This window comes from Flavobacterium sp. UBA7663, assembly GCF_002483315.1.
In the GTDB taxonomy this organism is placed as follows: Bacteria; Bacteroidota; Bacteroidia; order Flavobacteriales; family Flavobacteriaceae; genus Flavobacterium.
In genome coordinates, this window is sequence record NZ_DLHR01000028.1 from 212007 (window position 1) to 231007 (window position 19001).

At 31.7% G+C, this 19001-nt stretch carries 25 protein-coding genes and 1 tRNA gene; 12 read left to right on the top strand and 14 right to left on the bottom strand.

What is annotated here, in order from left to right; translation table 11 throughout:
- The first annotated feature begins 4 nt into the window (after positions 1–4).
- Both B2741_RS12745 and B2741_RS12750 read left to right on the top strand, forming a co-directional pair.
- Positions 5–520, top strand: coding sequence for a hypothetical protein (locus B2741_RS12745; RefSeq protein ID WP_349680411.1), 516 nt, complete (start codon positions 5–7; stop codon positions 518–520).
- A 51-nt stretch (positions 521–571) separates the two neighbouring features.
- On the top strand, positions 572–1033 hold the full coding sequence (locus tag B2741_RS12750; RefSeq protein WP_291139602.1) for a hypothetical protein: 462 nt from the start codon (positions 572–574) through the stop codon (positions 1031–1033).
- A 59-nt stretch (positions 1034–1092) separates the two neighbouring features.
- On the opposite strand, the gene accC is transcribed toward B2741_RS12750, so the two are convergent.
- The 6 genes from accC to pdxA all read right to left on the bottom strand — a co-directional run bounded on the left by accC (position 1093) and on the right by pdxA (position 6083).
- Entirely contained in the window at positions 1093–2442 is a 1350-nt protein-coding gene (gene accC / locus B2741_RS12755; RefSeq protein ID WP_291139605.1) for an acetyl-CoA carboxylase biotin carboxylase subunit, read from the bottom strand.
- Positions 2443–2533: 91 nt separating this feature from the next.
- Complete coding sequence (accB, locus tag B2741_RS12760; protein WP_291139608.1) at positions 2534–3019, bottom strand: acetyl-CoA carboxylase biotin carboxyl carrier protein; 486 nt, start codon at positions 3017–3019, stop codon at positions 2534–2536.
- A 26-nt stretch (positions 3020–3045) separates the two neighbouring features.
- Positions 3046–4041 (bottom strand): beta-ketoacyl-ACP synthase III, encoded by a 996-nt coding sequence (locus tag B2741_RS12765; protein WP_133609362.1) that lies wholly within the window; start codon positions 4039–4041, stop codon positions 3046–3048.
- A gap of 167 nt (positions 4042–4208) precedes the next feature.
- Complete coding sequence (gene rpmF, locus B2741_RS12770; RefSeq protein WP_008255033.1) at positions 4209–4403, bottom strand: 50S ribosomal protein L32; 195 nt, start codon at positions 4401–4403, stop codon at positions 4209–4211.
- A gap of 9 nt (positions 4404–4412) precedes the next feature.
- Positions 4413–4952, bottom strand: coding sequence for a YceD family protein (locus tag B2741_RS12775; protein ID WP_291139612.1), 540 nt, complete (start codon positions 4950–4952; stop codon positions 4413–4415).
- An 81-nt stretch (positions 4953–5033) separates the two neighbouring features.
- Positions 5034–6083 (bottom strand): 4-hydroxythreonine-4-phosphate dehydrogenase PdxA, encoded by a 1050-nt coding sequence (pdxA, locus tag B2741_RS12780; RefSeq protein ID WP_291139615.1) that lies wholly within the window; start codon positions 6081–6083, stop codon positions 5034–5036.
- Positions 6084–6141: 58 nt separating this feature from the next.
- Here pdxA and B2741_RS12785 point away from each other — a divergent pair, with 58 nt between their 5' ends.
- Positions 6142–6732, top strand: a complete 591-nt coding sequence (locus B2741_RS12785; protein WP_291139618.1) for a riboflavin synthase — start codon at positions 6142–6144, stop codon at positions 6730–6732.
- A 9-nt stretch (positions 6733–6741) separates the two neighbouring features.
- Here the strand turns inward: B2741_RS12785 and B2741_RS12790 are convergent, their stop codons facing one another.
- From B2741_RS12790 to mce, 3 genes are all read right to left on the bottom strand, one after another.
- The gene (locus B2741_RS12790; RefSeq protein ID WP_291139621.1) at positions 6742–6945 is read right to left on the bottom strand and encodes a hypothetical protein; all 204 of its coding nucleotides are present in this window, start codon (positions 6943–6945) and stop codon (positions 6742–6744) included.
- Between the two features lie 220 nt (positions 6946–7165).
- A tRNA-Ile gene (locus B2741_RS12795) sits at positions 7166–7239 on the bottom strand.
- Between the two features lie 59 nt (positions 7240–7298).
- Positions 7299–7700, bottom strand: coding sequence for a methylmalonyl-CoA epimerase (mce, locus tag B2741_RS12800; RefSeq protein WP_291139624.1), 402 nt, complete (start codon positions 7698–7700; stop codon positions 7299–7301).
- A 120-nt stretch (positions 7701–7820) separates the two neighbouring features.
- Between mce and rbfA the strand changes: the two genes are divergently transcribed.
- Both rbfA and B2741_RS12810 read left to right on the top strand, forming a co-directional pair.
- Positions 7821–8213, top strand: a complete 393-nt coding sequence (rbfA, locus tag B2741_RS12805) for a 30S ribosome-binding factor RbfA (RefSeq protein ID WP_291139627.1) — start codon at positions 7821–7823, stop codon at positions 8211–8213.
- Between the two features lies 1 nt (position 8214).
- On the top strand, positions 8215–9414 hold the full coding sequence (locus tag B2741_RS12810; protein ID WP_291139630.1) for an ABC transporter permease: 1200 nt from the start codon (positions 8215–8217) through the stop codon (positions 9412–9414).
- Between the two features lie 21 nt (positions 9415–9435).
- On the opposite strand, the gene B2741_RS12815 is transcribed toward B2741_RS12810, so the two are convergent.
- Positions 9436–9921: a hypothetical protein gene (locus tag B2741_RS12815; protein WP_291139633.1), complete on the bottom strand. Its 486-nt coding sequence runs from the start codon at positions 9919–9921 to the stop codon at positions 9436–9438.
- A 408-nt stretch (positions 9922–10329) separates the two neighbouring features.
- Between B2741_RS12815 and B2741_RS12820 the strand changes: the two genes are divergently transcribed.
- Positions 10330–10869, top strand: a complete 540-nt coding sequence (locus B2741_RS12820) for a hypothetical protein (protein ID WP_291139636.1) — start codon at positions 10330–10332, stop codon at positions 10867–10869.
- Positions 10841–11005: a hypothetical protein gene (locus tag B2741_RS12825; protein ID WP_291139639.1), complete on the top strand. Its 165-nt coding sequence runs from the start codon at positions 10841–10843 to the stop codon at positions 11003–11005. The genes B2741_RS12820 and B2741_RS12825 overlap by 29 nt, the downstream gene beginning before the upstream one ends.
- A gap of 278 nt (positions 11006–11283) precedes the next feature.
- Here the strand turns inward: B2741_RS12825 and B2741_RS12830 are convergent, their stop codons facing one another.
- The 3 genes from B2741_RS12830 to B2741_RS12840 all read right to left on the bottom strand — a co-directional run bounded on the left by B2741_RS12830 (position 11284) and on the right by B2741_RS12840 (position 13838).
- Positions 11284–11883, bottom strand: coding sequence for a recombinase family protein (locus tag B2741_RS12830; protein WP_291139642.1), 600 nt, complete (start codon positions 11881–11883; stop codon positions 11284–11286).
- Positions 11884–12011: 128 nt separating this feature from the next.
- Positions 12012–13463: a hypothetical protein gene (locus B2741_RS12835; protein ID WP_291139645.1), complete on the bottom strand. Its 1452-nt coding sequence runs from the start codon at positions 13461–13463 to the stop codon at positions 12012–12014.
- Between the two features lie 114 nt (positions 13464–13577).
- On the bottom strand, positions 13578–13838 hold the full coding sequence (locus B2741_RS12840) for a helix-turn-helix domain-containing protein (RefSeq protein ID WP_291139648.1): 261 nt from the start codon (positions 13836–13838) through the stop codon (positions 13578–13580).
- Between the two features lie 148 nt (positions 13839–13986).
- Between B2741_RS12840 and B2741_RS12845 the strand changes: the two genes are divergently transcribed.
- The 5 genes from B2741_RS12845 (at position 13987) to B2741_RS12865 (ending at position 18143) form a co-directional block, all read left to right on the top strand.
- Entirely contained in the window at positions 13987–14436 is a 450-nt protein-coding gene (locus B2741_RS12845; RefSeq protein WP_291139651.1) for a hypothetical protein, read from the top strand.
- Entirely contained in the window at positions 14411–14980 is a 570-nt protein-coding gene (locus tag B2741_RS12850) for a hypothetical protein (protein WP_291139654.1), read from the top strand. The genes B2741_RS12845 and B2741_RS12850 overlap by 26 nt, the downstream gene beginning before the upstream one ends.
- A 629-nt stretch (positions 14981–15609) precedes the next feature.
- Positions 15610–15927 (top strand): hypothetical protein, encoded by a 318-nt coding sequence (locus tag B2741_RS12855; protein WP_291139657.1) that lies wholly within the window; start codon positions 15610–15612, stop codon positions 15925–15927.
- Between the two features lie 10 nt (positions 15928–15937).
- Positions 15938–17560 carry a recombinase family protein gene (locus tag B2741_RS12860; RefSeq protein WP_291139660.1) on the top strand — a complete coding sequence of 541 codons (1623 nt, stop codon included), beginning with the start codon at positions 15938–15940 and terminating at the stop codon, positions 17558–17560.
- A 40-nt stretch (positions 17561–17600) separates the two neighbouring features.
- Positions 17601–18143, top strand: coding sequence for a hypothetical protein (locus B2741_RS12865; protein WP_291139663.1), 543 nt, complete (start codon positions 17601–17603; stop codon positions 18141–18143).
- 19 nt (positions 18144–18162) lie between these two features.
- Here the strand turns inward: B2741_RS12865 and B2741_RS12870 are convergent, their stop codons facing one another.
- Positions 18163–18861 (bottom strand): IS1 family transposase, encoded by a 699-nt coding sequence (locus tag B2741_RS12870; protein ID WP_291139666.1) that lies wholly within the window; start codon positions 18859–18861, stop codon positions 18163–18165.
- Positions 18862–19001: the final 140 nt, after the last annotated feature.

The window sequence follows — 19001 nt, forward strand, 5'->3', positions numbered from 1 at the left end:
GAAAATGATGCAATTCCAAGACATAGAATTCACCATAAAAACCTTTCATAAGCATAGCTTAACGAAAGAGGCAGCGCTATGGCTTTTAAAAGTATATGAATTAGAACACCCAAATTTTGCTGGTTTTGAATTTAGAGAAGCTGCAAAACCCGATTTTATTTTAATGACTGCCGAAGGTGAAATTGGAGGCACACAAATTATACGAATTCCAGAAAATACATTTGAATTTCCGTTGGTTTTGATGTTGAATTTATTGGCTCATGAAATGATGCACGTAAAACAAAAAGCGCCTGAAGTTGCTATGCAAGACAAAAACGAGCGCGAATGGCAAGCCTATTACGAAATGTTGTTCCACAAAGAATTTCCTTTGATTCCGAAAGCGTCTACTTATCATCAAAAGTTTTTTGCTGAAAAAGCGATGGTGTATTACGATCGCTCAGAAAAAGAAGCCAATCCGTTGCGATTGAAATATGAAAATCAGAAAATAGAGATTGAGAAATTAATTAAAAGTTTAGGATAAAAATCTGAATTCAAATTTAAGAAGATTCAACTAAAAAAATGAAAATCGAAAATGAAAAAATACATAATAATCTATTACATAATAGTTAATCTAATCTGTTTAATTCCTAGTATTATAAGTGTGTTTTTAGAATTTGATTTTAAATTTAACACCTTGTTTTTCTTTACTTTCAGTTTATTAAATGTTATAGCCATTTCATCTGTTTATCTTAATCGAATACCAATACCTTCTTTGTATTTTCTTTCATTAACAAATTTAATTCAAGCTTTTACATTTGTGTTTTTAGGGCTTTCGTATAAGTTTTTACTTGGACCAGATATTTCTTTCTTTATAATTGACGATGGTGATTTATCAACAAGATTTACCGCAATATTTTATAACATCATATTCGATTTAGACTCATTTAATATTGATGACAATTTTATGTTTGGATTTGATTTTGTGCACTTTTGGCTATTCTTGTTTTTCAATAAATTAATTATTGAAGAAAAAAAACTTAAAACTAATCTTTAGAAATTAAAAGTAACAAACATAAAAAAAGCGATTTCAAATTGAAATCGCTTTTTTAGTTTTTATTCTTGAGGGTCTTTCATTACAAAAGATTCCATGAATTTTGTAGTGTAATTTCCAGCCACATAATCTGGTTCGTCCATTAATTGTCTGTGGAATGGAATGGTAGTTTTGATTCCTTCGATTACGAACTCATCTAAAGCACGCTTCATTTTATTGATAGCCTCTTCTCTCGATTGAGCCGTCGTAATCAACTTAGCAATCATAGAATCATAATTTGGCGGAATTGTATATCCAGCGTAAACGTGTGTATCTAAACGTACTCCATGTCCTCCTGGCGCGTGTAAAACTGTAATTTTACCTGGAGAAGGGCGGAAGTCGTTATAAGGGTCTTCAGCGTTAATACGACATTCTATTGAGTGTAATTGTGGATAGTAGTTTTTCCCTGAAATTGGAATTCCAGCCGCTACCATAATTTGCTCACGAATTAAATCGTAATCAATTACTTGTTCTGTAATAGGATGTTCTACCTGGATACGTGTATTCATTTCCATGAAGTAGAAGTTTCTGTGTTTGTCAACTAAGAATTCTACTGTTCCAGCTCCTTCGTACTTAATGAATTCTGCTGCTTTAACCGCTGCATTACCCATTGCTTCACGTAATTCGTCTGTCATAAAAGGTGAAGGAGTTTCCTCAGTCAATTTTTGGTGACGACGTTGCACTGAACAATCTCTTTCTGATAAGTGACAAGCTTTTCCGTAAGAATCACCTACTACTTGAATTTCAATATGGCGAGGTTCTTCGATTAATTTTTCTAAGTACATGCCATCATTACCAAAAGCAGCAGCCGACTCTTGACGAGCACCTTCCCATGCTTTTAATAAATCTTCTTTTTTCCAAACAGCACGCATTCCTTTTCCACCACCACCAGCAGTTGCTTTAAGCATTACTGGGTAGCCAAATTCATCCGCTAATTTTTCCGCTTGTTCGTACGAATCTAAAATCCCTACCGAACCTGGCACACATGGCACACCTGCTTCAATCATAGTTGATTTTGCTGATGCTTTGTCTCCCATACGGTCAATCATTTCTGGAGAAGCTCCGATGAATTTGATTCCGTGCTCTTGACAAATTTTAGAAAATTTAGAATTTTCAGATAAGAATCCGTATCCTGGATGGATAGCATCTGCATTTGTAATTTCTGCAGCAGCTATAATGTTTGACATTTTTAAGTAGGATAAATTACTTGGAGGTGGCCCAATACAAACCGCTTCATCAGCAAATTTTACGTGCAAACTATCTGCGTCTGCTGTAGAATAAACTGCAACCGTTTTGATGCCCATTTCTCTACAAGTTCTAATTACACGAAGTGCAATTTCCCCTCTATTGGCAATTAATATTTTTTTAAACATGTTTTTTTAATTAGATAATTAGACAATGTGTCAATTAGACAATTATGAAGAAAGAAAACTTCTAACTTCCAACTTCTAACTTCTAACTTTATTAAGATGGATCAACTAAGAATAAAGGTTGATCAAATTCAACTGGAGAAGAATCATCTACTAAAATTTTCACGATTTTTCCTGAAACTTCTGATTCGATTTCGTTGAATAATTTCATTGCTTCAATCACACAAAGAACATCTCCTTTTCCGATAGTTGAACCTACTTCAACAAACATTGGTTTGTCTGGAGCTGGTTTTCTATAGAAAGTACCAATAATTGGTGATTTTACTGTAATGTATTTTGCGCTATCATCAGCTGCTGGAGCTGCTGGAGCATCAGTAACCACTGGAGCTGCTACTGCTTGAGGAGCTGCCATTTGAGGCGCTGCTTGCATTGGCATTTGTTGTACATAAGTAGTAGTACTTTCTGTTCCTTCAGTAGTTGTTTTTATGGTGATTTTAAAATCGTCCATTTCTAATTTAACTTCTGTAGCGCCCGATTTGGCTACAAATTTGATTAGGTTTTGAATCTCTCTAATATCCATAATATTTGATTTAGTTTAGTTTGTTTTTATTTAGTGTAAGCCCATTTTAAATAGATAGCACCCCATGTGAATCCGCCACCAAAAGCTGCAAAGATAATGTTATCTCCTTTTTTCAATTGGTTTTCGAAATCTGATAATAATAAAGGTAGGGTTGCCGAAGTGGTATTTCCGTATTTTTGAATGTTAATTAGAACTTTAGATTCGTCTAACTCCATACGATTTGCAGTAGCATCGATAATTCTTCTGTTTGCTTGATGCGCTACTAACCAATTGATATCGTCGTGAGATAAATTGTTTCGTTGCATGATTTTCTCACTCACATCAGCCATTCCAGAAACTGCGTATTTGAAAACCGTTTTTCCGTCTTGGAAAACAAAATGTTGTTTGTTTTTAACGGTTTCTTCTGAAGGAGGTAAAATAGAACCACCCGCTTCAATTTTTAAGAATTCTCTCCCGATTCCATCACTTTTTAGAATTTCATCTTGAAGACCTAATCCTTCTGTATTTGGTTCAAACAATACGGCTCCTGCTCCATCACCAAAGATGATACAAGTAGCTCTGTCTGTATAATCAATAATTGATGACATTTTATCGGCACCAATTAATAGTACTTTTTTATATTTTCCAGATGCAATATAAGCTGATGCTGCAGACATTCCGTAAAGGAAACTCGAACAAGCGGCTTGTAAATCAAATGCAAAAGCATTTGTTGCTCCAATTTGTGTAGCTACATAAACTCCAGTTGAAGCTACTGGCATATCTGGTGTTGCCGTTGCCATAATCACTAAATCGATATCTTTAGGATCTAAATTGGCTTTCTCTAATAAGTTTTGAGCGGCTTTAATTGCCATGAAAGAAGTACCTTGGCCTTCTTCTTTTAACAATCTTCTTTCTTTAATTCCGGTACGAGTGGTAATCCATTCGTCATTAGTATCTACTAATGTTTCCAATACTTGATTCGACAGAACAAAGTCGGGAACATAAGAACCTACTGCCGTAATTGCTGCTGTTATTTTATTCATCTTCGATTAATTTTTCCTTCTGAATTTTTAAGGTTCAAAAAGTGGTGGAAATTACAAAAAAAATTTCAAACGAATCCTATTCGTTTTTATTAATTATAAACGAAATAGGTACTTAACAAAAAAACTCTCACAATGTGAGAGTTTTCTCTATTTTTTCTCTGATGCAATTAAGCTACTGCTTCATTTTTATCAATTACAACTTGACCTCTGTAGTACATTTTACCTTCATGCCAGTAAGCTCTGTGGTATAAGTGTGCTTCACCAGTTATTGGACATGTTGCGATTTGAGCAACTGTCGCTTTGTAATGTGTTCTTCTTTTATCTCTTCTTGTAGACGACTGTCTTCTCTTAGGATGTGCCATTGTTCTATTTTATTTATCCGTTAATAGTTTTTTTAAATTCTCCCATCTAGGGTCAATATCATTATTTTGTTGTTCTTCTTTTTTGTTTTCTTTTGGAGAAAGCGATTCCAGTTTTTCAATTACATCCGTTAAAGAACCGTCTTTAACACCTGGATGTACTCTTCGTAACGGCACTGATAATATGATTGACTCATAAATATACTGTGCTACATTTACTTGAAATTCACCATGAGGCAAAATGAGCAACTCCTCATTATCATCATTAAAGGCATCTCCAAACTTTACTAAAAGTTTTAATTTTCCTTTAATTGGCAAATCAAACTCTTCTCCAGACACATCGCAAGGTACATTTACTGTTCCTTTGTGCTTAAAATCGAGTTCAAGCATGGTGCTTTTCTTCTCTAAAACAATCTCTACTTTGACCGAAACGTTATTATATTCGTCATAACCAAAGCTCTTAAAGAACGTATTATCTATTTGATAATCAAACTGATGCTTCCCTATTTTTAATCCCACGAATGGTATTAAATATTCTTTTAAATCATTCATAACAACAGTTTTACCTTTTTAAAAGGTGTGCAAAGATATAAAATATTTATAAATTCAAACCAGTTGTGAACATTTTTTTGTTTATAACTGTTTTTCTTTTGTTTTTAAAGGGTTTTTAATCAGCTCTTGATAGTCATTTCTTTTGTTAAAAATATCAATTGCTAAATAAACCGCCTCTTTAAATGACTCGTGATTAGCCACTCCTTTACCTGCAATTTCATATGCAGTTCCGTGATCGGGAGAAGTTCTAATTTTATTTAACCCTGCTGTGTAATTTACTCCGTTACCAAACGACAACGTTTTGAAAGGAATCAATCCTTGATCATGATAGGTTGCAATAACCGCATCGTATTTTTCATATTGTGCCGAACCAAAAAATCCATCCGCTGAAAAAGGTCCGAAAACCATATTCCCGGCTTCAAATAATTTCTTTAATGCTGGTTTTATAATTTTTTCTTCTTCTTGACCAATCACACCATTATCGCCCGAATGTGGATTCAATCCTAAAACAGCTACTTTTGGTTTTTCAATTTCAAAATCTTGCTTCAACGTTTGAATGATGGTTTTAATTTTACTCAAAATTAATTTTTCATTCAAATGTTTCGCTACTTCATTCACTGGAACGTGATCGGTTAATAACCCAACACGTAAATCATCGTGAACCATCAACATTAAAGCATCGCCTTCTAACTCTTTATCCAAATAATCGGTATGCCCCGGGAATTTGAACTCTTCTGATTGAATATTATACTTATTAATAGGTGCTGTTACCAAAACATCAACCAATCCTTCTTTCAGTGCTTTAGTAGCTGCTACAAAAGATTTTATAGCATAACTTCCTACTACATCATCATTTTTTCCGAATTCTAAATTTACACCTTCTCGCCAAACATTCAATACATTGATTTTTCCAACAACTAATTGCTCTAGTTTATCAATTCCATGAATAGCGACATCTAACTTTAATTCTTTCTTTAAAAAAGAAACGATTTTTACATTCGCAAAAATTACAGGCGTACACAATTCTAACATTCGAGTATCTTCAAATGTTTTTAAAATAACCTCGCTTCCAATACCATTTAAATCTCCAATCGAAATTCCAACAATTATATTTTCTGCTTTTTTAACCATGACAAATGTTATTTATTGCTTACTTTTGATGTGCAAATTTAGTAAAATTAAATCAGTTATGTTTACCGGAATTATAGAAACCCTAGGAATTATAAAAGAAATCGAAAAAGATCAGGAAAATCTGCACTTAACGGTAGAATCTGAAATTACACATGAATTAAAAATTGACCAAAGCGTAGCTCATAATGGCATTTGTTTAACCGTTGTAAAAATTGAAAATAAAAATTACACGGTAACCGCTATTAAAGAAACAATTGATAAAACATCTATTGGAATTTGGAGCGTGGGTGATGTTGTAAATTTAGAACGCGCTATGAAACTTGGCGATAGACTTGACGGACACATTGTTCAAGGACATGTTGACCAAACTGGAACTTGTACCAACATTAAGGAAGCAAATGGAAGTTGGGTTTTTACGTTTGAATACGATGCGTCTTTAAACAACATTACTATTGAAAAAGGTTCTATTACGGTGAACGGAACAAGTTTAACCGTAGTCAATTCTGGATTAAACACTTTTAGTGTTGCAATAATACCTTACACTTACGAACATACAAATTTTAATACTTTTAAAATTGGCACAAAAGTAAACTTAGAATTCGATGTAATTGGAAAATATGTAAGTCGATTGAATGAATTAAGAAAATAAAAAAGGCTCTTACAAAGAGCCTTTTTTTATAGATATATATTTCTTAGATAAATAATAACCCGAAACTAATGCTAGAAAGAATAGTATTACTAATCCTCCATCAATAGGCAAACCTGGTGGCGGTGGTGGCGTTGGCGGCGGTGGTGTTGGATCTGCTGCAAAAACACCTTGAATACTAAAAAGTACTACTAAAATAGTTATAATCTTATTCATAATTGTTCTCATTGGGCGCAAAAGTATAATTTATATCATTCTCTTACTAATAAAAGAAATTATTTAATAATAAGTTAATATTCTGTAACACAAACTCATTATAAAATACGAAAATATAAATATTTTTATACTTTACAAGTTATTTTGAGAAAAAAACTTAAAAAAAACTTAAAATTTGTTATTTGTAAGTATTCTCTTCCTTAATCTAAAACAATAAAAGTGGTCCCACCTGGGCTCGAACCAGGGACCACCTGATTATGAGTCAGGTGCTCTAACCAACTGAGCTATAGGACCAGTATTGAAGTTGCAATATTAAGACTAATTTTTATGGCACGCAAATCTTTTTTAAAACTTTATTTTATTTCTTGACAAAGCTCTACTAACACACCATTGGTTCCTTTTGGATGTAAAAACACAACCAATTTATTATCAGCACCTTTCTTAGGAATCTCATTCAAAACCACAAAACCTTCTTTTTTTAATCGAATAACTTCTTCATTAATGTCATTTACGTCAAAAGCGATGTGATGGATTCCTTCTCCTTTTTTTTCTAAAAATTTAGCTATTGGGCTTTCTGGATTAGTTGCCTCTAACAATTCTATTTTATTTGGCCCATTCATAAAAAAAGAAGTTTTAACTCCTTCACTAGCCACTTCTTCTTCCTTATATGGTGGTTGTCCAAATAATTTTTCAAACAAAGCATTAGACACTTCTAAACTCTTTACCGCAATACCTATATGTTCAATTTTTCTCATTTAATTTCATGATTTTAAGTACGAACAAAGTTAACAAAAAACAACGAATGATTTTTTAAAGACTTTTATATATAAACTTAAAAGAATACGCCTTGATGAAATTTTATGTATTTTTGCATCATGGAAACAAATAGACAAAAAAAAATAGGAGCACTTTTACAAAACGACTTGGTTTCGATTTTGCAAGGTGAAATCCGTAAAAATAACATCAATAACTTAATAATTTCGGTTTCAAAAGTAAATGTAACTTCTGATTTATCGATTGCAAAAGTACATTTAAGTATATTTCCTACAGATAAAGCGCCAGAGATTTTAGCTGCGGTTAAAAGTAATGCTCCGCTAATTAAACATGATTTGGCACAACGTGTAAAAAATCAATTGCGAAAAGTTCCGAATTTGATTTTCTATATCGATGACAGTTTAGATTACATCGAGAAAATTGACAAAGCCTTAACTGGTGATGAAAATCCTATTGAGAATCCAGATTTATTAGAAAAAAGAAAGAAATCGTAATTTGAACCTTTCCTTTTACATAGCCAAGCGATATGCTGTAAGTTTCAGTAAAAACAAAGCAATTAACATCATCACTGGAATTGCTTCTGTTGGAATTATAGCTAGCACAATGGCGCTTTTTGTTTTCTTATCAGTTTTTAGTGGTTTGAAAGAATTTAGTTTAAATTTTGCTAATGCTTCAGACCCAGATTTAAGAATTGAAACTAGTGCAGGTAAAACTTTTTTGGTTAATCCAAAACAAGAAGAATTACTTAAAAAAAGCAATCATATTTCTTCTTACAGCAAAATCATTGAAGAGCGTGTTTACTTTATGTATAACAACAAAGAATTGGTGGCGCATATAAAAGGAGTTGACAATCAATTTATACAAGTAACTGATTTTAACAATCATTTATATGCTGGAGAATGGTTTGAAAATAATTCTGAAAACGTAGTTGTTGGGGCTGATATTAGTAGAAAATTAGGCTTAGGATTATTTGATTACAATAATGGCTTGGAAGCTTATGCTCCAAAACCAGGAAAAGGAAATATTGAAAATCCGAATGAAGCTTTTAATAAAGTTTTATTATTTCCATCTGGAATTTATTCTATAAATGAGGAATTAGACGGTAAATATGTTTTTTGCTCTATTGATTTAGCTCAAAACTTTTTAGGCTTGAAAAACAAAGAAATTACCAATCTAGAAATCAAATTGAAGCCAACCGCCAACGAAAGTCAAGTCAGAGAAGAACTAACTTCTATTTTTGGCAAGGCTATCAAAATTAAAAACAGAGCACAACTTAATGACTCGCTTTACAAAATGCTACAATCTGAAAACTTATTCATTTATTTATTCAGCACATTAGTAGTAATCCTTACCTTATTTTGCCTTGCAGGAGCTATTGTAATGATTATTATTGACAAAAGAGACAACCTTAAGACTTTATACAATATTGGAGTTACACAAACATCAATTCGTACTATATTTTTTACGCAAGGAATTATTATTACCTTATTTGGGTTAATTATTGGTTTAGGATTAGCAATAGGAATAATTCTACTTCAACAACATTTTTCATTTATTATGATAACACCTACTATGCCTTATCCTGTTCTTTTTGAGTGGCAAAACTTGGTAATTGTAATTATGACTATTGTAATACTCGGATTAATTTCTTCCTGGATAGCTTCTGGAACGGTAAATAAAAAACTACTACACTAATTTATTCACTAAAATATTTCTTTACTGCTTAGGCAAAGGCGCGCCAACTGCCACATCACAACGATGCCCTTCTTGTCCGTGTGGTGGGTTCATGCCAGGAAGCGTAGTTGTACCTTCTATAGTTGTTGAACCGCTACCAGAATTAATTTTCATTACTGGTTTCTCCTCTGTTTTTTGATTAACTACTTGAGTTGTTGTTTGAGGCTGTTTCTTTTCTGCTGGTTTTGAATTTAAAGGTGCTCCAACAGGAATTTCACAACGATGGCCTGGTTGACCATGAGGAGGGTTCATTCCAGAAGCCGTTTGAGTTTGTGCTTGAGTTGTTTGTTGAGTTTGTTGTTGTTGAACTTGACCTTGATTACCAACACGTTGTTTTAACCAAGCTTCACCAGAAAAAGGTTGGGTTTGTTGTTGTGTTTCTTCAACTGATTTAACCTCTTCATCCTTTTTACAAGAAACAAATAACACTGAACCTATTATAATTGCTAAAATTAATTGCTTTTTCATCTTTTTCTTTTTTATAGTTCTCAAAGATAAAACTTTATCTTTTGTTTTGAAAAAGTTTGCTGATAATTTGTTTGATGGAACAAAAAAAACCTCTCAGTAATGAGAGGTTTAGTACCCTTAAAGGTTGATTTGTCGAACCATTTTGTAGAAGATTTAAAGAAGCTTTCCCTTGCTTACAGAATGTTGACTAAAGACAAACAGTATTAAAACCTTATAACACTCCATATTTTTTTAATTGCAACCTCAACTATTTACAATCTAGTTGAGGTTTGTTATACTTATATCAAATATTTTATGTCCGATGGAACTTTTATGAAATTCCCACATATTTATATTTAAATAACATATCCTTTGCTCGGCATTTAATCGATGCCCTAATGGATATGATGCGTTAAATAAGAACTTAAAATGCAACAAAATGAATACTTAACAGTAAAAGAAATTAGCCTAAAATATAATATTAGTGCTAGAAATGTTAGAAGAATAATAAGCAAATTAACTGATGAGTGTAGTGAAGCTACGCTATACAAAAATAGGAATCACGAATGGCAAGTACACCATTTGTTAGTCCCAAAGTTCAAACCTCAGCGAATTAGAAAGAATAAATATTATGCTCTTAGCGTTGACCCGTGTGCGAATTACACAAAATCAGATATTGCTGTAGTGATGAGATTCGTTTACGAACAAATGAATGATGATTCTTTAGAGCTTAATTATGTTATAGAACAAAAGAAGAGTAATAACCAGAACCATTTACATTGCTTCGTAAAATGTTCAAATAAGAAAAAATTACTTGATTTTTTTAAACTAGGATTTAGTAGAATTAGTTACCATGAAAGCATGATTTTTAACCTAGAAGGTTGGAAAGAATATATAACAAAAGACGGAAATCAGATAACAACATTAAAAAATGAAGAAAATGGAAAAATTAACAACTACAGAAGATAAAATAAAAATAAAACAAACTCAAATTTCCGTTGAACATGACCCTATGAAAAAACAGGTAATGCAAAAACAGTTAAGAAAACTTCAGTTAAGTTTGGAGATTGAACAAATCCGTAAGCGAATAGAACAACTTGGGTAGTCCCCCCTATAGAAATATTTTTTTAAATTTTGGTTTCGTTACCCGCCTCATTATTACCTTTTTTAGGCGAATAAGAATAGGGGCTATGGATATGCCTTCAAAAAAATTATATTTTTTTTGAGTTATTTATTGTTCCCATTTGTACCTTCATTAGCAACATTTTGCATACCTTGATTTAAAAAAAACAAGGTTTATTGTTTCAAAAAATCGGATTCCATCTATGGAGTTCGTGAATTGTTTCAAAAAAAAAGGTCGGAAAATATCCGACCTTTTTTATGTTATTTTGAAGTTATAAGACGTTGGATTTTTTGTGCCGTTCCTAGACTACATCCGCCTAGTTTTGCAGCTCTTCTTAATGATTGTCCGTCCTTTAATTCACGAACGACTGATTTATATTTTGTCAGAATCTCATCATTACTCATTCTAGAGCCGTAAAGACGACCTTTATACATCCCTTTAGCTTTTGCAAGTTCGATTCCCTGACGTTGGCGTTCTAGCATATTATAGCGTTCCATTTCGGCTACATTTCCCAAAACTGAAACTATCATTTTGAAGGTCGGATTTGGTTTTCCGTTAATAAGTGAAAACATTCCGATATTTTCCACAAAAAGCCTGATTGATTTTTGATTGAAGTATTCGACCATAGTTAATATATCTATGATGTTACGACCTAATCTGTCTATTGATGAAATGTGGATTTCGTTAACGATACCAGCTTCGATGTCGGATAAAAGCCTCTTAGCTTCTTTACGTTCGACAAATTGGATTGAACCTGACGTTTTATCGATATAGATTTTCGAAAATTCTTTAGCGTTCACTTCTTGACGACCAGTGTTTTGCTCTTCGGTTGAAACTCTGATGTATTTTACTTTTGCCATGGCTTATATTTTAATTACATGACAAATATAGTGTATATTTTTAGACTAGCAAAAATATACACCTAAAAACCAGGATATTAGCTAAAAATAATGTGCTATTTTCAAGCATAGTTTATTTTTATACAATCTTACCTTAATCTAATTTTTTGAGATAATTTACCAATTATAGATTTTGCGTTTGCAATGAATTTTTCATTGCGTGTCATTTTCTTACATTGGGATACTTCGAGGGTGAAATTACCTGCAGAAAGTTGAAGTTTGATTAAGACCAATTCGTTTGTTAACCAAGCGATTAGATATTCGTCTTCACCGATATTACCTAATTCCTTAAGTTCCGACCCATAAAATGAAATGAGTTTTTCTTTAATAGCTTCAATTTCTTTTACAAAAATTCCAACACGGTTCGGAGTATCCATCTTTTGTAATATAATCGATTTTGGATTATCGATTGGGTAAGAAGCCATGTTAAAATAATTTAAAACAAATGATGGAATGTAATGAGCATTCCTACCATTGATTTCCAAAGTAGGCTCTGTGGTTGGAATCCAAAATAGATAATCAATCAAATGCTGACCGTTTTCAATTTCTGCTGAATTTTTCTCAATAAACTCCACATATTCTTTTGGAGTAACTACACGAACATTTAATTCCAGAAGCTCGTAGGCAAGAGTCGCCTTTGCTTTAGTGTTTTTATCATTCACAATGAAAATATCACAACTTGTAGCATAGGCAATATGTTCGTAGTCTGTTTCAATGTTATCTAAATGATGACCTTCCTCAATCTTGTCAGGGTAAAACCCGTGAAAGTCCAGTTGTCTAACCAGAGCAATTATTTTGTTAAAAAGACTCTTTTTATCCTCTCCAATAAGCATACTCTCAAAAAGTTCCATAAAGTCCTTTTTCTGTAATTTTTGAGCATTTTCGTTTAATGTTTCAATAGGATTGAATCTTTTATCTTTGATTCTACCACTAACTTTTATATCCTGTTGAAATCCATCACGCCATTCGGAATAGCTATCATCTTCGTACAAGGTGCTGGACATCGTCATGAGGTTCTGCATCATGTCTTTCATGGAAATCGTTTCTTCCGTTCCCATAAGATGCTTCACTAGTTCTGAGCTTCTCGTATTTGTAATTTGCTTATTAACTTCTTCATCATCCGTTTGCTTCGCAGTTAAATTTGGTAATTGAATTTTAAACAAAGAATCTAACATCGATGAGAATGGCTCTAATGCTTCCATCATTCTATCAACATTAAAGTCAAAATTTTCGTGCTCATCATATGCTTCGACATGTTGTCTCATTGATTCCTTTGAATCCAGAAATTGGAATTCCAAAACGTGCTTGATTATATAGACAATGAATAGCGACTTGGAATATTTTTGAATTTTCTCGAGATGCCCTTCAATTCCTTCCATGCCTACTTTCTTGTAGCTACGATATAAGTCCTTAAGATGTGCGGGAGAATAAGGCAAGATATATTTTGATTCATCAGCCAATACCTCAGTAAGTCTTTTATAAACCTCATCATTATGTTCCAGTCTGCTAAACACATTCCAATCTAAATATACTCGAATCATTGTTTCTGTTTTTAAGCAAATTTAAAACATAACAATTTGGTTATAAGGATGATTTTGATTTAATTATACACAACTTCTTCACTATCAAGAAATTTTACTCACATTATCACTTTCTTATAATTGCTTTTTTGTTGGCACATCAATCCCTTTAAAAAAATCTTCCAAAGTAATGTTTAGAAGTTTACAGATTTTTACTAAAGTTTTAAGTTCAAAGTTAACTCCTGACTCGAGTCTCCAATAAGCAGACCGACTCATTCCAAGCTCAAACGCTATGTGTTCGTAGTTAGAATAACCCTTTTCTTTTCGAAGTTCTTTTAAGCGTGAAGCAATAGCTTCATACTCTGGTTCTTTAGTATTTTCGGCTGAATTTTTCATTTTTCAAATCTCTTAATTCTGCCTTTTTTGTGGTACTCTAAATTAAAGTACACTATATAATAGAATTTTTTATATTTTTGTATAAATAATTTAATAATTTCACTTAAAAAGAACTTATTGATAATGTTTGCTTTGTGATAATTTAAGTATGACCGAGAAATTGCGACCTTATTTGGTTCATGTAATAAAACCTCTTATAATTGGCGGGTTAATTTATATCTGTTTTAGAAGTAAAACACTCCGTTTCTTTGATTGGATTGACAAGATAGGGTTTTCACATTCTGTAAATAAAATTAGGGCTTTAGTGTATCCATGTAAAGAGGTTTTACCTAAATGGTTTATAAATTCTTTACCTGATGGATTGTGGGTTTATTCATTTACGTCATTTTTCTTAATAATATGGAAAGACCAAATAAATGAAGCGAAATATTGGCTTTTAATCCCTTTACTATTTGGTTGTTTGATAGAGGTTGCACAGGCAATGAAGATATTTGAAGGCACCTATGACCCAATAGACCTATTTTTTGGAGTTTTCGCCTTTATAATTAGTGTTAATATTAATAAATTTAAAAATGAAAAAAAAATCAAAATTGATTAGTTCTGTATTGATAACTGGAGTATTTCTACTTGTAGCTTTTGGTAGTGGTAAAGACGATAAAAAAGTGGCTTGGGTAAGTAACTCAAAAGAGCTTTTTTGTGGCAGAAAATTTTGGAAATCTACAACAAGTCCACTTGGCACAACCACGAAATCAGCCACTATATTAAATTGCGATGGCACCTACATCTCAACAGAAGATGAGGACATGTCTGCATTAAATGAAGAATCGGGCAATACACTTGGACAATCAAAAACAAACAACGGTGCTTTTTCTGGAACTTGGAAAATAGTCACAACCTTTCCTGAGGCTATAAAAAGAGATGGTTCTACCCAAAAACAAAAACCGACATACATAAAATTTAATTCTAATGATGGTAAGATTGGTTACGCTGAAATATATTGCTATAAATATGAAGTATATTATTATTTAGCACTTACTGTAATGGACGCTTCTGGAAACGAATTTTATGATGAAGAAGCATTTAAGGGCGGTATGTTTAGTGGTCAAGTTTTGGCTACAGATTTAGAAAATAAAGTAGAATAAATTTGTCGTGGTTTTCTATTTAATATAAAAAGTCGCAATTGCGACTTTTTTATTGAATTATAAGGCGAATAAGGTTGTTTTGGTTGAATTATAATTTGTAATTTAACAAAAAGGTTGTAGTGTGTTAAAATTAATAGTATATTTGCATTATGATTATTTGAAAGCCAAAAAATGGCAACAAGCCTACTTTTTTTTAATCAAACCCAAAACCGCATGGGGACAGTATAACTGTTTAGACGATAATAATTTTTTTCCACTTTGTTTTTCTAAAAGTGGTTTCAGCAAACACAAAATTTATTGTTAGGCTTTTTTAAGTCCAGACAAAGTATTCTTTTCATTAACGAATCGAGTATAAAAACATTATTTGTCCAAATTAAATTATGAGTATAATTTGGGTGTGTCCAGTTGCGACCAAAAAATAACGATACAAATTCCACCGTCAAAATAAAAAACAGGAAAATGACGACTGAGAAACAAAGTGTTAAGTATTACCGAATGTAAAAAAAAATTAAATAAAAATGGGGTGCATTTTAATGATGAGGAAATTGAACTGATTCGTAATGTACTGTATGAATTGGCTGAGGTATGCCACAAAACAATTAATAATAAAACTATAAAAACAAAATAAAATGGCGAAAAGTTTAACAAAAATAGGACAAGAAGAATTTGAAAAAAATAAAGAAAATTTTTTAAAAAGAATAAAACAAAAAATTGTAGAGGACGAAAGTCCACTTGATGATACGGTTAAGGTGAAAGTTCATTTCAGTATGGATAAAGATTTTAAGCAGTATTTCAAATTTAATATAATAACACCACGAATGAATTTTACAAGCGATTATTATCCGAATGACTTCGACTTCAGAAAAGGTGAAATCAATAATGTAGATGAAATAGAAGTTTGGGGAGAAGCGTCTGAGATACTTATTTATTTCGGAAATGAATTATAAAAAGTGTACCATGAATAAAAATGTTTTACTCTATGTAAGAGTTTCTACCGATGAACAAAGTGAAGGTTTTAGCCTTAACTATCAAGAAGAATCATTGAAGAGATTTTGTGGTGGAATGGGTTTTAATATTGTCAAGGTATACAGAGAAGACCATTCGGCAAAAGACTTTAGCAGACCTCAATGGAAAGAGTTGAGGTCTTTCGCTAAAGCTAATAGGAAAATAGTTGATAAGGTACTCTTTGCAAAATGGGACAGATTCTCTAGGAATATTGAACAGGCACTGACCGAGATGAGGTTGTTTGATTCAATGGGTATTGAATTAAATGCCTCTGAACAATACCTTGACATGTCGAACTGCGATAACAAAATGGTGCTTTCGATTTATTTAACTGCTGGCGAAGTTGAAAGAGATAAAATATCCAGTCGAACCAAGAGTGGAACATATCAAGCCAAAAGAGAAGGATATTATGCAAATCGTGCTCCATTTGGATATGATAGCTTTAGAGATGGTTACAAGTCATCAAGAGGAATGTCGAAAGGTAAACGCTCGATTTTAAAACCAAATGAAAATGCTCATTTCGTTACCAAAGCTTTCAAAATGGTGGCGATGAACATAGAATCTGTAGAAACTACAAGAAGAAAGCTCCAAAATGAAGGAATGAAATTGGAAAAAAGTTCATTCAACAGACTGTTAAAAAATATTGTATATGCTGGAAAAATTGAAGTGCCTGAATACAAAAAGGAGCCTGCAATGATTGTGGATGGCAAACACGAACCATTAATTGATTTGGAAACGTATAATAAAGTTCAGGAAGTGTACAGAGGAAAAAAGTTTAAGGGTTCAAATCAATCATGCAGAAACAAACATTTCCCGTTAAGAGATTTTCTTATTTGTGAAATTTGTGGCAAACAAATTACTGGAAGTCTTTCAACTGGAAGAAGTAAAAAATATGCCTATTATCATTGCCGAGAAAAATGCAAAACTCGTGTATCGACTGAACAAGCCAATATCAACGTAGCAAGTTTATTTACAGATTTGCAAATCAATGACAACATAAAGGAACTCTTCATGGATATTTTAAAAGATTCGGAATCACAAATAAATGGTGACAGAAAAGGTCAATTAAAAATTAAAATAGAGCGCAAAAAAGTTTTATTGGAACAACTTGACAAAGCTGACGATATGAGATTGGCTAATGAATTACCATCAGACAGATATAAAAGTATCATTGATAGATACAATACTGAGCTTATTAATATCAACATGGAAATCGAAGCTTTACAATGTGGTGAGGATTCAATAAAAGAATACATAAGTTCAGGCATTGAGTTATTGGTAAATTTGGATTCGTTGTTTGCTGAAAGTGACTATGAGGGCAAAAGAATCATGATGGGTTCATTATTTAATGGAAAACTATTATTCGGAAATAGTGGATGTCGAACCACTACCGTTAATGAAGTAATTAATGTTTTAATCAGAAATAATAGGGAATTGAGGGAAATAAAAAACGGACAAACTGTAAATAAATACAATTTGTCCGTTAAAGTACAGATAACAAGTGAAAAATCGAACGAAATATATGAAGAATTATTAATAATTGAAAACTTAAGGTTGGAAAATAAATCAAAATGATGGCATTTATTTTGATGTAATGATAATTACAATTTAATCTATGAAAACAGATAAAGAAATATCAGAAAAGTATATTCAATCAGCTGAGAGATATTTAAGTAAAAATGACATATCATCAATTGAATGGGCTGTTGTACACTACAAACGTGCTGTTCTTTTTGATCATACTAATTTTGAACTTAAAAAACGATATGCTGAAGTATTTCATCAAGTTAGTACTATTAATAAAATCACAGAAAATGAGGATATTGAAAAAACACTATTGATTAAACGATTCATAGAATGTATTTTATTTAATAAATCAGAAATCAGATCTCTTTTTAGTGACGATTTTAATTGTGAATACAATTATTATGGTTTCACATTAGATGCTTTAATCAAGAATCTCAAAAATGAAATTACCCAAAAAAATAAAAAATATAAGTTAGGTTATTTCTTTATCGCCAATAGATTTAACCCGTGTTTGATTATTGATGATACTATTTTGAGATTTGGAATAAAAAATAAAAAAATAAATTTTATAAGTTCTCAAAACATTGATGGAGCAGATATTAGTAGTTTGCTAATTTGGGTAAATAATTAATTTGAAGATTGACAAAATTCTAACCCCAAAAATAAATTCTTAAAATACATTGTAGTAGTATATAACTTCTTGAAAAGCAGATTGTTTTTCTGTTTAATCGTTTTAGATGAGTTCTTATAGAAAGATTTCTTCTTTCTATATGATTTGTTCCAAATGGTCTTGTACTATGAACAGCATCTTTTAATAGTAACTTATAATGTACCAACTTATCTGTGTAAATAGTTTTTGGATTAGACAACAATAATGTATTGGTAACATATTGCAATGTTCTTTTAGTCCTCCTTCCAATGCTAAAGCTTACAACTTGTTTTGTTTGTTTTTCTAATGCATATACAATCCAAACAGGTTTTTCTTTATTTCCTATAAAAGTCCTCATTTCATCTACCTCATACGTTTTATATTTAAAAATGGGTTGATTAGGTATTTTTTTAGCAATTAAAATTATTCTTTTTAATAAGGTGGTGGTCGAAATTTTTAATATTCTTGCTGTACTTCGTATTCCTAATCCTTCTTTTGTAAATTTTACAATTCTTTTGTTTACCCATTGATTATATGCTTTGTAAGTATAAAAATCAATAAATCTCTTTTTACATTCTTTACAAAGGAATTGTTGTTTCTTATTAGCTGTAAACCCATTTTTTACAATATTCTTTGATTTACAACTTGGACAAATTTTGTTATCACTAAATCTGATACATGAGGTCTTATTTTTTATCATTTGCTTCGTTTTAAGACATTATATAACATAAAAAGGAGCGCAATATTGCGCTCCTTTTTAATAACTATTTCTATTTTTTTATTGATTATCAAATTATTAATCTCCAATAAAAATTGTATCACTAAATCTGAAACATTACC